This window comes from Flavobacterium restrictum (genome assembly GCF_007097245.1).
Lineage (GTDB): Bacteria > Bacteroidota > Bacteroidia > Flavobacteriales > Flavobacteriaceae > Flavobacterium > Flavobacterium restrictum.
Map to the genome: position 1 here is coordinate 294,649 of NZ_VJZT01000003.1, position 14,796 is coordinate 309,444.

At 35.8% G+C, this 14,796-nt stretch carries 10 protein-coding genes; 7 read left to right on the forward strand and 3 right to left on the reverse strand.

Annotation, left to right across the window (positions count from 1 at the left end; translation table 11 throughout):
• From FNW21_RS05120 to FNW21_RS05140, 5 genes are all read left to right on the forward strand, one after another.
• Positions 1-4,044, forward strand: a complete 4,044-nt coding sequence (locus FNW21_RS05120; RefSeq protein ID WP_144255665.1) for a PAS domain S-box protein — start codon at positions 1-3, stop codon at positions 4,042-4,044.
• A 36-nt stretch (positions 4,045-4,080) separates the two neighbouring features.
• On the forward strand, positions 4,081-4,938 hold the full coding sequence (gene ypfJ, locus FNW21_RS05125) for a KPN_02809 family neutral zinc metallopeptidase (RefSeq protein ID WP_144255666.1): 858 nt from the start codon (positions 4,081-4,083) through the stop codon (positions 4,936-4,938).
• A 39-nt stretch (positions 4,939-4,977) separates the two neighbouring features.
• Positions 4,978-5,484: a GNAT family N-acetyltransferase gene (locus FNW21_RS05130; RefSeq protein WP_144255667.1), complete on the forward strand. Its 507-nt coding sequence runs from the start codon at positions 4,978-4,980 to the stop codon at positions 5,482-5,484.
• 119 nt (positions 5,485-5,603) lie between these two features.
• On the forward strand, positions 5,604-6,893 hold the full coding sequence (locus tag FNW21_RS05135) for a DEAD/DEAH box helicase (RefSeq protein ID WP_144255668.1): 1,290 nt from the start codon (positions 5,604-5,606) through the stop codon (positions 6,891-6,893).
• 109 nt (positions 6,894-7,002) lie between these two features.
• On the forward strand, positions 7,003-8,451 hold the full coding sequence (locus FNW21_RS05140) for an FAD-dependent oxidoreductase (protein ID WP_144255669.1): 1,449 nt from the start codon (positions 7,003-7,005) through the stop codon (positions 8,449-8,451).
• 213 nt (positions 8,452-8,664) lie between these two features.
• On the opposite strand, the gene FNW21_RS05145 is transcribed toward FNW21_RS05140, so the two are convergent.
• From FNW21_RS05145 to FNW21_RS05155, 3 genes are all read right to left on the reverse strand, one after another.
• Positions 8,665-9,270, reverse strand: coding sequence for an REP-associated tyrosine transposase (locus tag FNW21_RS05145; protein ID WP_144255670.1), 606 nt, complete (start codon positions 9,268-9,270; stop codon positions 8,665-8,667).
• Between the two features lie 239 nt (positions 9,271-9,509).
• Entirely contained in the window at positions 9,510-11,045 is a 1,536-nt protein-coding gene (locus FNW21_RS05150; RefSeq protein ID WP_144255671.1) for a YifB family Mg chelatase-like AAA ATPase, read from the reverse strand.
• A 116-nt stretch (positions 11,046-11,161) separates the two neighbouring features.
• On the reverse strand, positions 11,162-12,157 hold the full coding sequence (locus FNW21_RS05155; protein ID WP_144255672.1) for a Gfo/Idh/MocA family protein: 996 nt from the start codon (positions 12,155-12,157) through the stop codon (positions 11,162-11,164).
• 188 nt (positions 12,158-12,345) lie between these two features.
• Between FNW21_RS05155 and FNW21_RS05160 the strand changes: the two genes are divergently transcribed.
• Positions 12,346-12,723, forward strand: coding sequence for a PH domain-containing protein (locus FNW21_RS05160; protein ID WP_144255673.1), 378 nt, complete (start codon positions 12,346-12,348; stop codon positions 12,721-12,723).
• Positions 12,724-13,043: 320 nt separating this feature from the next.
• Positions 13,044-14,369: an ammonium transporter gene (locus FNW21_RS05165; RefSeq protein ID WP_144255674.1), complete on the forward strand. Its 1,326-nt coding sequence runs from the start codon at positions 13,044-13,046 to the stop codon at positions 14,367-14,369.
• Positions 14,370-14,796 lie beyond the last annotated feature (427 nt).

A 14,796-nucleotide genomic window follows, 5' to 3' on the forward strand; every position in this document is an offset into this window, starting at 1 on the left:
ATGGTATTGTGCTATAGTATTTTACTTGATTTATTTGCTGAATTCGCCTTTTCACATGGGTCGATGCAATGGTTGTATGCTGGCAATTTCCAGTTAATAACGAGATTGATTTTCAACAATTCGGTGGTTTTGTTTTTTGTACTTTTAGTACTTGGTTTTTTATTAGTTTATCATTTCTTGAGGATTAGAATTCAACTGAATAGTGATTTTATAGATCAAAAAATCAATACGTACAATAAGGAATACCAGTTGTATTTATTGGTTTTTGGGCTCCTGATTCCTATTGCAGAACTTGTTTTTCAACTTTTTAAATTTAGACCTCAAAATTTAGTCTCACCCAATGTATTGTTTGGTGTTTTTTTGATAATTTGTTATTTTTTATCAAAAAAACTAAAATGTATTTACCACAAAACACAGTTTATTTTTAGTACATCCTATATCATTTTCTTTTTTTATGTCATCTTTTACTTGGTATTTTTTGAGAATGACATTTTATATTTGGTTGCTTTTTTTATCCTGTTTTTCTTTTCTTATGATTTAATTCGTCCTAATAAATTGTACTGGTTATTCGCCATTGCTATTTTGACGTATTTTATAATAATAATGGTCTTTTTTGATTTCATTGACTCAAAAACGGTGTTGTTACTATTTGTTTTCACAGCCATCATCATGTCAATGAATTACATAAAAAACATCACCTCTCGAAAAGTTTCCAAAGAATCAAAATTTGCTTATGAGATTGTAAACAAAGGAAATTCGCTAACTATTGCTTCGAATCGAAAAGGAGAAATTGTTTTTTGTAGCGAAACCATAACCGACATTTTAGGCTATAAACCTAATGATGTTATGGGAAATGGGTTTTGGAAATTGACCGAAGATGCTGAATTTATTGGCGAAAGTTACCACAACGACTATATTGATAATCGAATGTATATTCGGAAATTAAAATGTAAAAATGGGGAATTCAAATACATTCAATGGAAGGATAAAAAGTTTTCAGAAGATTTGGTTATTGGCATTGGACAAGATGTTACGGAACAAATTCTAGTAAAAGATAAATACAAACATTTAGTTCAAAACGCCAATGATCTTATATTTGAAGTGGACGATGATGGCAATTTTACATTCGTTAATAACTTTACCGTTAAGGTTTTAGGCTATCAAGAGGAGGAAATTATTACTAGAAATTATTCGGAATTCATTCAAGAGGATTACATCGCCGAAATGATGGTTTTTTATCAAAACTTGGAAGCGGTAGAAAATGATTTCCCTATCATTGAAATTCCGTTGGTAAAAAAATCGGGCAAAGAATTATGGCTTTCCCTAAAAGTAATTATTCGTCGAAACGATTTAGGCAAAGTCATAGGTTACTCCGGAATAGGACGAGATGTAACCAAACTCAAAAATGTTGAATTTCAAAACAGTATTCGTCAAGAAAAAATTGAAGCCTATAATGCCACAACAAAAAAATTATCCCTTACCAACTTTAAAAAATATGATAGTATAAACAGCGTCATTCAATTGATCATTGAAGCTGCAGCAAAAACGACTAAATGCAATAGAGTGAGTTACTGGAATTACTCTGAAACTATTATTTCATGCGAAAACTTATACCAGCTTGACACCAATGAATACGCTAAAAAAATTATTTTAAAGAAAGAAAAATTTCCTATTTATTTTGAATCAATAAAAACACAACCGCAAATTAGTGCTCCAGATGTTTTTAATCAATGGGAAATATCTGAATTTACTGGAAACTATTTTTTGATAAACAATGTCAAATCTATGCTTGATATTCCCATTTTTATAAATGGCAATATAACTGGAATTATCAGTTTTGAAGCTACGTTTGCCAAAAGGAAATGGGATAACGAAGATATTAATTTTGCTAGATCAATAGCCGACATTATTTCGTTAGCGATAGCCTCACAAATGCAACTTGATGTTGAGAAAAAATTAAAAACCAAAAGCGACTTATTAGCCGAAATGGCATTGTGTACCGAAGTTTTTTTATTGAGCAAAAACATCCATGAAATGTTCATTGAGACTTTTGAAATAATGGGAAAAGCAACAAAATCTGATCATTTATATTATTATGAAAAAGATTTTGAAACCAATTTGATAAGCCAAAAATACAAATGGTCCAAAAATGGAGTAACCCTGCAAATCACTCCTTTGCAGAATTTTACCGATGATAATTTAAGAGAAATTGTATTACAAGCCAACAAGAAAAAAGCATTCAAGACTATTGTTCGCAAACAAAAAGATTCGTTCTTGAAACAATTATTGGTTGCAAACGAAATCAAATCTATTTTAATTGTACCCATTTATTTCAAGGGTAAATTTTCGGGATTTATAGGAATGGATGATTGTGAAAATGAAAAAAAATGGTCCGAGGAAGAAATATTCATTCTTCAGACCTTGGCTTCCAATATTTCATCGGCTTTAGAAAGAAATAGAAATGAACAAATTATTCATGAAAGCGAAGAGAAATTTAAGTTAATTGCTAAAACAATTCCTGGTACCGTTTACTTGTCAAAATTTGATGCTTTTTCTACCAAAGTATACCTTAACGATGAAATAGAAAAACTGACAGGCTATACCAAGCAGGAATTTATAACCAATAAGCTCTCATTCCTATCACTAATTCATCCCGACGATAAAAAACACACCATAGAAGACCAACAAAATGACTTATTGAGTGGAAAACCCATACATACAAAATACCGCATCAAACGAAAAACTGGCGAGTACATTTGGGTAGAAGAGTTTGGTGATGCTATCAAGAAAGAAGGCGTTATCGAATATGTTGGGGGTGTATATTTTGATATTACAAAGCAAAAAGAAACCGAAGAAATTGTTAAAGAAAAACAGTTAGCCGAAGCTGCAAACAAAGCAAAATCCGACTTTTTGGCAAACATGAGCCATGAAATTAGAACACCTTTGAACGGAATTATAGGATTTACTGATTTGTTAATGAAAACGAGTTTAGGACGTACACAACAAAAATACATGATTACCGTCAATCAATCCGCACATTCCCTGCTGGACATTATTAACGATATTCTTGATTTTTCAAAAATAGAAGCCGGAAAACTCGATTTATTTATAGAAGAACATGACGTTAAAGAAGTTTTAAGTCAAATTATAGATTTAATCCTTTACGAATCCAACCAAAAGAAGCTAAACTTTGAATTAAAAATAGCCTCCAATGTTCCGAAATATTTTTGGATAGACATTGTACGTATCAAACAAATATTAATTAATTTATTATCGAATGCGATAAAATTTACGGATCAAGGAACTATAAAACTAGAAGTTTCCGTTGTGAATACAGATAATAATGGCAAAGAAACGATTCGTTTTGCGGTGATTGATACTGGTATTGGGATTTTGGAAAAAAATAAAATAAAAATATTTCAAGCTTTTTCGCAAGAAGACAGTTCTACCACCAAAAAATTTGGAGGTACCGGTTTGGGATTAACAATCTCAAATCAGCTTTTAGGATTAATGAACAGTAAGTTGCAACTAGAAAGCGAAATTGGTAGCGGAAGCACCTTTTATTTTGATGTTGATTTAAAAACCTCAAATAAGCATACACCTGTTCAGAAGCAAATTCATGCAGCCAAAAGTATCGAAAAAAACAAAGAATTAGAAACCAATCATTCGATTCAAAAATTGAAAATAATGGTAGTGGAGGACAATAAAATAAACCTTTTATTGCTAAAAACAATTTTGAAAAACTTGTATAGCGATGTTCAAATAATGGAATGTTTGAATGGGAAAGAAGCGGTAGAACAATTTGAGATGGAAGTACCAAACCTTATTTTTATGGACATACAAATGCCTGTAATGAATGGCTACGAAGCCACAAAAGCAATTCGTTCTATGACAAATGGTGCTACAATTCCCATTATAGCCATTACAGCAGGCACCGAAAAAGAGGAAAAAGAAAAATGTATAGCCGCAGGAATGAGTGATTACATTCCCAAACCTATAATAAAAGGTATAATTGAAGATACGCTTCAAAAATGGATTAACTAAAATTTTAAAAAATAATTAACATTAAAATATAAAATTATGAAATGGATAGGAAGAAGACAAAGTGATAACGTTGACGATCGTAGAGGCATGTCAGGCGGGAAAGCCGTAATTGGTGGTGGAATAATAGGAATTATTGTTTTGTTATTAAACGTTTTTGGTGGCGAAAACGGACAAATGATTGGCAATATCCTACAGCAAACCCAAGGGCAACAAACCACACCAACCGAAGCAACAGCCCTAACACCCGAAGAAATCAAAGAAGGCGAATTTGTAAAAACGCTTTTGGCAGACAATGAAGATGTGTGGACCAAAATATTTGCCGAAAATAATCTCACTTTTGAAGCCCCAAAGTTAGTCTTGTTTAGCGGTCAAGTACAAACAGCTTGCGGTGGCGCGAGTTCCGCATCGGGGCCTTTTTATTGTCCTGGCGACAAAATAATCTATATGGATATGACTTTCTTTGAGGAACTCCGAACCAAATTTGGTGCTCAAGGTGGTGATTTTGCAGTGGCTTATGTTTTGGCTCACGAGTTTGGACATCACATTCAAACTTTATTGGGAACTTCAAGCAAAATGCGTCAAGCGCAAGAAGGAAAAAGTGAAGCCGAAGCCAATAAATTATCAGTAGCACTCGAGTTGCAAGCTGATTTTTATGCGGGACTTTGGACACACTACAACGAAAAGCAAAATCACATGCTCGAATCAGGCGATATAGAAGAGGCCTTAAGTGCCGCAAATGCGGTAGGCGACGATGCCATTCAGAAAAAAATGCAAGGACAAGTAGTACCAGATTCCTTTACACACGGCACTTCCGAGCAAAGAATGTATTGGTTTAATCGTGGTTTTGAAACGGGTGATATCAAAAAAGGGGATACGTTTGCGGAGCTTTTTTAATAAAGTAAATTAAGCTTCAAAAATAATATTTAAATAATTATGTATTATCATTTTCGAAAAGCAGATGCCATAGATATTCCTGAAATTTGGGCTATTTTGCAACAAGCTATTATAAGAAGAAGAAATGACGGTAGCACGCAATGGCAAGATGGCTATCCAAACCTCGAAGTTATAAATAAGGATATTGAAAATGGTCATGGCTATGTTTTGACCAAAGGAGAAAATACCATTGGATATTGTGCTATCCTAATCAATGATGAACCTGAATACCTAAAAATTGAAGGAAACTGGCTCACCAATACCGATTTTGTTGTTTTTCACCGAGTGGCAATTTCCGAAAAGTATTTAGGGCAACATTTATCTAAAAAAATCATTGAATTTATCGAAGATTTTGCTCTTAAAATGAATATTAAAAGTTTAAAAGCAGACACCAATCACGATAATTTTGCAATGATGAAAATCTTTGAAAAATCAGGTTTTACTTTCTGTGGTATAGTACATTTTAGAGGAAGTCCACGACGAGCTTATGAGAAAGTACTTGCATAATGGCTATTTGTGAAACAAAATCCAACAATCAAAATCACATCCATAAAAATTAGAAGTATCTTTGTACCCAATTAAAGAAGCACTCGAAATAGATAGTGTTTACTTCAGCAACACCATTTATGTCATTTAACTCATTAGGATTATCGGATGCTTTATTAAAAGCCATCAGCAAAAAAGGATACACAACCCCTTCTCCAATTCAACAAAAAGCAATTCCACCCATTCTAGAAGGAAAAGATGTACTCGCATCTGCACAAACAGGAACAGGAAAAACAGCAGGTTTCACACTACCTATATTGCAATTATTATCGCAAGGAAAACACTTGAGTCACAGGCCTATTCGTGCCTTAATATTAACACCAACTCGAGAATTGGCAGCTCAAATACTAGCTAATATAAAGGAATACAGTGAGTTTGTAGATTTACGCTCTGCTGTAATTTTTGGCGGTGTAAACCAAAATCCACAAGTGGCTCAATTGCGTCAAGGTGTAGATATTTTGGTAGCCACTCCAGGTCGATTAATCGATTTGCAAAATCAAGGTTTACTAACTTTATCTAAAGTAGAAATCCTAGTTTTGGACGAAGCCGATCGAATGCTCGATATGGGATTTTTACGAGATATTGAACGTGTTATGAAAGTATTGCCTGCAAAAAGACAAAACTTGTTATTTTCGGCAACCTTTTCAAAAGACATAAAGAAATTAGCAATGGGGATTTTGCACCATCCAGTCCAAGTGGAAGCCACCCCAGAAAATACAACCGTGGATGCCATTATCCAAAAAGTATATCCTTGCGCCAAAGAGAAAAAAACAGAATTAATCATTAAATTGATTACCGAAGGCAACTGGAAACAAATTTTAGTTTTTACGCGTACCAAACAAGGCGCCAATAAGTTGACCGAAAGCATGATTAGTGCTGGTATTAAAGCAGCAGCTATTCACGGAAATAAAGGACAAGGTGCACGAACCAAAGCTTTAGCTGGTTTTAAAAACGGAAGCCTAACCGCTTTGGTAGCTACAGATATTGCCGCTCGAGGTTTGGACATTCCGTTATTGCCGCATGTTATTAATTTTGAATTGCCTAATATTCCAGAGGATTATGTGCATCGAATTGGTAGAACCGGTCGCGCAGGGGCAAGTGGAGAAGCTATTTCGTTATTTAGTCCAGACGAAACGATTTTTTTACGAGATATAGAAAAATTAGTTGGCTTGAAATTGCCCAAAGAAAACAGTAAAGGTTTTGAACCTGATCCCAACGCTTCTACTGAACCTATTAAACAAGGTCAAGGCAGAGTGCAACGTAATTCGACCCCCAAAAAACCCAAAACCGATACTACCATTAGAAGCAGTAACAATAGTTTTGGACCAAGACGTCCGCAACAAAATAATGACAGACGTTCTAGTAAGTAATTGTAGTTTGATAAACATGATTTTGATGTGAACCTACTTGAAACCAGTGTAATTCGTAATTGGTAGTAAAACACGGTTCCGTATTTTCTGTTAAAAACAGCTATAAAAAGTGGAAAATAAAGAGAAAATATGGGCTAGTTGTCCCAAATGTAAAGGACTTGGCAAAAAAAATAGAGGTATCAGTAAAAAAACTAGAGACCGCTACCAGATAGAACTCGATCAATTCGAGAAATCAAATGGAGAGGGAACTGCTCCTGTTTACCCAAAGGGACATTTATACAGCTGTTTGTACTGTCACGGATGTGGTTTAGTACCAGCAACTAGCCCTCCTAAACCCGATGACGAAAACTACCCCCATATTGCTATCATTGGCGGTGGCATTGGTGGTGTGGCATTGGCAGTAGCCTGTTTGCACCGAGGAATTCCCTTTACACTTTATGAACGCGACCCCAACTTTGATGCAAGATCTCAAGGTTATGGACTCACGTTGCAACAAGCCAGTAAAGCCATTGAAGGATTAGGGATTTTTAATCCAGAGGGAGGCGTTTTCTCAACAAAACATTTGGTTCATACTACTGAAGGAAAGGTAATAGGCGAATGGGGAGTACGAAAATGGTTGACCGAGGATAAAAAATCGCTTACAAAACGGAGTAATATACACATAGCGAGGCAGGCTTTGCGATTCGCAATGTTAGAGCAACTAGGCGGACATAAAGCCGTGCAATGGGGACATCAGTTGGTCGATTTTAAGGAGTCTAAAGAGAATGGTATTGCCATCAACTTTAATGTGAATGGCGATATTAAATCGGCAAAGGCTGACCTTATCGTTGGTGCCGATGGCATTCGAAGTACCGTACGCAGATTGCTCATTGGCGAAGAAAAAACACCGTTACGTTATCTGGATTGCATCGTTATATTAGGGATTTGCCCTTTGAAATCGCTGGAAGACGTTAGCAGTTCGCTCCTTGATTCGGCTACCGTATTTCAAACTGCCAATGGCAAGGAACGAATCTACATTATGCCTTTTACAGCCAACTCGGTAATGTGGCAATTGAGTTTTCCAATGTCCGAAAACGACGCCAAGGAATTAAGTGCTCAAGGTACTCAAAAACTCAAGGAAGAAGCCAGTAAGAGAACACTCTGGCACACTCCAGTACCACAAATTGTAGCGGCTACACCAGAAAATCATATTTCGGGTTATCCCGTTTATGACCGAGAATTACTTCCTTCCGAATTATTAGAAAACGCAGGACAAGCCACCCTAATTGGAGATGCAGCTCACCCCATGAGTCCCTTCAAAGGGCAAGGAGCAAACCAAGCACTACTGGATGCTATTCAACTCGCTAGAAGTATTAGCAAAGGATGTGGTTCTAAATCGCAATGGCAAAAAAGAGGTCTTCGAGAGACTGTTTTAAAACAATTTGAAACCGATATGTTAGAACGAACAGCTACTAAAGTAAAAGATTCCGCCTCCGCCGCCCAGTTCCTACATTCCGAAATAGTGCTTCAAGAAGCCGACCAACCTAGAGGAAGAAAACTAAAGAATAAAGAGGGATAACAGCTCCGCAAAGTCTCCGACTTTGATGTAGTGATTTTCGGTTTTCAACCGATTTTATTTTGGATTGTTTAATTTATATCCCAGTCACAGACTGACGAACGCATCCTCAAAGTCAGAGACTTTGCCGAGCTGGCAAGAATTACTATTTAAATATATAATACGCTCCGCAAAGTCTCCGACTTTGAGGATGTGAAAAAAGGTCTCCGACCTTCGTTACCAATTATAAATAGTATTAATCGATTGTGGTTTCAAAACAGCTATTACTGGATTGTCTACTTTTGTAATGGCTATAATTCCATTATCTTCAACATAATTAGAAGCACTGGAATAGATATAATGAGAAGCTTTGGCAACAATTCCTGCACGAACAGGATTCAAATGAATATAATCCAATTTCGACCAAAAGAACTTTTCTGAAAAAATTTCTTCGGGATGATTTCCATATTGCCAAAACTGATATTTTTCATTTCGGCTATGACTTTTACAAGCAAATTCAAAACGTTTCAGCATCCAATCCGCTCTGCTTTCTGGTTCAGTTTCAATTTTATTCAAAATGGTCTTTGCCGTAAACTTCTTGAAATCCCGAATCAAATCGGATAACTTACTGTTTTCTGACTGAATGATTAAATGAATGTGATTGGACATAATTACAAATCCATACAAAATCATTCCTTTGTTTTTGATACAAAAATCTAGACTTTCGATAATGCTATCTTTATAATTTTTTCTAGAAAAAACATCAACCCAGTCCACAACCGTTGCAGTTATAAAATGCGCTTTGGATTGATCTCGAATTAGGAATCCTTCTTTCTCTTTCATTTTGTCTTTTTTAAGGTCAGTCAGAGACTGAAAATCACCACCTCAAAGTCGGAGACTTTGCGGAGCGTATTATATATTTAAACAGTAATTCTTGCCCGCTCCGCAAAGTCTCCGACTTTGAGGATGCGTTCGTCAGTCTGTGACTGACATAAAATTAAACAATCCAAAATAAAATCGGTTGAACACCAAAAATCACCACCTCAAAGTCGGAGACTTTGCGGAGCGCATAACAAATAATACTACCCCAACCATCCATCACGATCCAAGCTTCTATACTGAATCGCTTCTGCAATATGTCCTGAAACTACGATAGGAGCTGCTTCTAAATCTGCAATAGTTCGGGCTACTTTCAGTATTCTATCAAAAGCACGAGCGGAAAGATTCAGGCGTTCCATGGCGGTTTTTAGTAGTTGCAAGGAATCGTCATCTAGTGCGCAGTACTCCCGAATTTGTTTCGAACTCATTTGCGCATTGTAATGAATAGTATCAAAAAGTTCAAATCGTTGCGTTTGAATTTCTCGGGCTGCGGTAACTCGTTTTCTTATTTCTACGCTACTTTCTCCATTTCTTTTTTCGGTTAATTTATCAAAAGGAACAGGCGTTACTTCAATATGAATATCAATCCTATCTAATAATGGTCCCGAAATTTTACTCAAATAACGGGTCATTTCATGTGGTGAAGAAGTTTGTGGCGAATCGGGATCGTTAAAAAAACCACTTGGACTCGGGTTCATACTCGCTACCAACATAAATGACGAAGGATAGGTTATGGTAAATTTCGCTCTCGAAATGGTTACTTCCCGATCTTCTAATGGTTGTCGCATTACCTCCAACACTTCTCGTTTAAATTCGGGCAATTCATCCAAAAACAAAACACCATTGTGTGCTAACGAAATTTCTCCAGGTTGTGGATAACTGCCGCCTCCCACAAGCGCCACCGACGAAGCCGTATGATGCGGACTACGAAACGGTCGCTGGTTCATTAATCCTGCATCTTTTACTTTTCCTGCAACACTGTGAATTTTGGTAGTTTCTAATGCTTCTCGCAAAGTCATTGGTGGCAAAATACTCGGTAATCGTTTGGCTATCATAGTTTTTCCGGAACCTGGTGGGCCTATCAAAATAATATTATGTCCACCAGCAGCCGCAATTTCCATACAACGCTTTATGGATTCTTGCCCGCGAACCTCGGAAAAATCGAACTCTGGAAAATCCAAAGTTTTATAAAATTCATCCCTTGTATTAATTATCGTGGGTTCAATTGTCCCTTTTCCTTCAAAAAAATCAATGACTTCTAATACATTTTCCACTCCGTAAACGTCAAGACCTGCTACAATAGCCGCTTCTTTTACGTTTTGTTTGGGCAAGAAAAAACCTTTAAAACCTTCTTCTTTGGCTTTAATAGCAATAGGAAGTGCTCCTTTTATAGGTTGCAAACTTCCGTCGAGAGATAACTCTCCCATTATTATATACTTGCCAACCTCATCCGATTTGATTTGTGCTGAAGCAGCGAGAATGCCTATGGCAAGGGTCAAATCATAGGCGGAACCTTCTTTGCGTAAATCGGCTGGTGCCATGTTGATAGTGATTTTTTTACCGGGCATGCCGTAGCCATTATTCTTGAGTGCCGCTGCAATGCGATAACTACTTTCTTTAATAGCATTGTCAGGTAAACCAACTAAATGGTAACCAATCCCTTTATCCATATTCACCTCTACGGTAATCGTGGTGGCTTCAACTCCAAAAACGGCACTTCCAAAAACTTTAACTAGCATAGTAATTATTTTTGGAATAAAAGTAAGACAAAAAACAAAACGATAACGTCAATTGTCTTATTAATTCATTTCTTTCGAAAAAATCCTTTTGCAATACTTAAAAAAAACAGCAGCTATTAAAGTGGGTATTCCTTTTTATCCGATGGAAAAACCAAACCTATTTGATTGCGTACAGCATCAACAATTGCCATAAGTTCCAAACTATTTTGGTGTGACCAAAGCGTGCTTTCTATTCTGTTTTGAGCAATGCAAGTATGGCATTCTTCTATTTCATAAGCATATCCTTTGCCTTTGGTTGGCCATTTGAATTTGGTCTTTTGATTGTCTTTTACAACCGTATACGATTGGGTCATGAACCAAGGTGAGTTGAGATTAATCCTACCTTCGCTACCGCTTATGGTTGCTTTTAAGTTTGAAGTCGACAAAAAACTACAATGCAATACCGCTTGTGCCTGCTCATAATCAAGGATAATAGTCGTTTGTACATCAGCGCCAGTGGGATGAAAATGTGCTTTTGCCGTAATTTCTTTGGGGATTCCCAATATCAAATACGCCAAAAATAAGGGATAAACCCCAATGTCCAGCAGTGCACCGCCTCCCAATTGCAAATCGGTCATGCGGTTATTTTCGAGATTTTCGACCGCAAAAGCAAAATCAGCATTGATGTATTTTATTGTTCCTATTTCGCCTTTTTCAATTTTATGAAACGCTTCCCGAACCGCTGGATTAAAACGAGTCCAAAATGCTTCCATAAAAAATACACCATATTTTCTAGAAGTTTCAACCATTAAGAGCGCATCAAGGTGCCGCATGGCAATTGGTTTTTCACAAAGAACGTGCTTGTTATGTTGCATCGCTTTAATGGCGAATTCGGCATGCGAATTGTGAGGCGTGGCAATATAAATAATAGTTATTTCATCGTCCTGCATCAAGTCGTCGTAAGTACCGTATGCTTTGGGGCAATCAAATTCAGTTGCAAAAGCAGTTGCTTTATCTAAATTTCTGGAGGCGACAGCAGCTAATTGGGCGTTCTCGACAAGCTGTAATGCAGTTGCAAATTGATGCGCAATTTTACCTAGGCCAATGATTCCCCACTTAATTTTTGTTTTCATAAGTATTTTGTAATAAGTACATTTTTGATTTTAATTCAAACAAAGAATGCACGGATTTCAGGAGTGTTTTAAAATTATGCAGCAATAGATTTGTTAAAACTCGAATTTTAAGGCAAATTACTAAAATTGTTGCATTAAAACGTTGCTTTTGGTTTAATTTTGGGGACTCAACTTAACAACATTGCAACATGGGATTATTTAACGCCATACTTGGCAACGCCTCCGAAGTTTCTTTAGAAAACGTGTCCAAAGAATATGAACCAATATTAATAGACGGAGAAAGTATCGAAAAAGCATACAAACTCATCAAAGACATGTTTGTTTTTACGAACAAAAGATTAATCTTGGCCGAAAAACAATTGGTTGGCTCAAAAGTAGAATACCTTTCGATTCCGTATTCGAGTATTAAAAAATTCTCAAAAGAAAGCGCTGGTATATTAGATTTAGATGCCGAATTGAAAATATGGCTGAACCACGATGCTACTCCAATTGTAAAACAATTTGGCAAAGGAGGGAACAACATCAACGAAGTCTACAAAATATTAAGTCAGCACATTTTAAAATAATCGTGCAAAGAACAAATTTCAAGGAGCTAAATAGTATTATTCTATTTAGCTCCTTTTGGTTTATAGCCTAATTGCTTTTTTTGGCAAGAAAATTATAAATCATATTTTTAATAGTTTGAAAAAAAAGTTCAAAAAACAAGTTTGAAATAAAATCCAACATTAATAAATTGTAAAATTTCACATCCATTTGTAGCATACCCGTAAAATTTAGGGGGGTAAATTAGAAATATCGCAAAAATTAATTTTTATTTATGATTTTTTATAGGGGTTTGAAATGATTTTATATTTTTATCAAAATTTAAAACTAAAAACTAAAAACTATGCGAAAGATTATTTTAAGTGTGATATTGATCACAATTCTGGTACTATCCGTTTTTTCAATCTATTTATTTCCGGAAGTAACAACATTAGGAGCACACGTTGTGGCCTTGAAACTTGACACTGGAGATACAGCTTGGATGATTGTTGCCACAGCTTTGGTACTTATTATGACACCAGGACTTGGTTTCTTTTACGGTGGTATGGTTGGAAAAAAGAATGTTATTAGCACGATGCTACAAAGTTTCATGGCAATGGTTATTGTAACTGTGCTGTGGGTAGTAGTTGGTTTTGGATTGTGTTTTGGCCCATCAATAGGTGGATTTATAGGAGATCCAACCTCAAATATGTTTTTCCAAGGCGTAAGTGCCAACACCGCTTGGGAATTAGCACCTACAATTCCAATGTTATTGTTTGCTTTCTTTCAAGCTAAATTTGCTATTATTACTCCTGCCTTAATTACTGGAGCGTTTGCAGAGCGTGTTCGTTTTTGGGCATACTTGTTATTCATGGTATTATTTATATTAGTAGTATACGCACCATTGTGCCACATGACTTGGCATCCTGATGGAATATTCTTCAAAATGGGAGTATTAGACTTCGCAGGTGGAACAGTAGTTCACATGAGTGCAGGTTGGGCTGCCCTTGCAGGAGCTATATTTTTAGGAAAAAGAAAAGTACAAAAAGTAAACCCAGCACGTATCACTTATGTGTTACTTGGAACAGGTTTATTATGGTTTGGATGGTTTGGTTTCAACGCAGGATCTGCTGTGGGAGCAGGAAGTCTTGCTGCACAAGCATTAGGAACAACTACTGTAGCTGCTGCTGCTGCTGCAATGGCTTGGGTATTTCTTGATAAAATTTTAGGTCATAAATTATCAGCAATGGGTGCTTGTATTGGTGCCGTTGTAGGATTAGTAGCTATCACACCTGCTGCTGGTTTCGTATCAATTCCATCAGCAATTGCTATTGGAGCCATTGGAGCCATTGTAAGTAACCTAGTAGTGAGTAAATTTCCTAAAGGAAAAATTGATGATGCTTTAGATGTATTTGCTTGTCATGGTGTAGGTGGTATGGTTGGTATGTTATTGACAGGTGTATTTGCATCAAAATCAGTAAATGCAATTGTAGGTGACAACCAAGGATTAATATATGGTGATGCTACTTTGTTTTTAATTCAATTAAAAGCGCTTGTACTTGTTTCTATATTTGCTTTCTCTGTATCCTATGCTTTATTCTTTATTGTTAACAAAATCACTCCTTTAAGAGTTAGTGAAGACAAAGAAGAATTAGGACTTGATATCTCACAACACGGAGAATACTTGTAGAACTCCTTTCTCAAAATAATTAAAACACTCTAAAAATTCGTTTTTAGAGTGTTTTTTTATTAAAAAATGTAGCAAGATTAAGATCCTAAAAATCGCTTTTCAAAAAATGAATTGCATTTGAAATGAAATCAAAATATAGCTATCCATTAGAAGCCGGTTTAAAAACTCGAATCGAAAGGGTTGCACTTTATGAAAATTTATAAGATTTCCTAATTATAACAATTTTTTTCAATGATACCGTTTTTTCAAAAGCATTTGAAAAACCTGAAATTGTATAATAGGGAGTCATTGAGTTTGTTGACTCGGAGGAAGAAATTGAAAAACAAGAGCCAATTAGAACGTTTTTTTTCGAATAACTATTTACTCAATAAGATTGTATTAAACCCTTCTTTTTTAGATTTAAAACATGTTGTATATTCGATTTTAT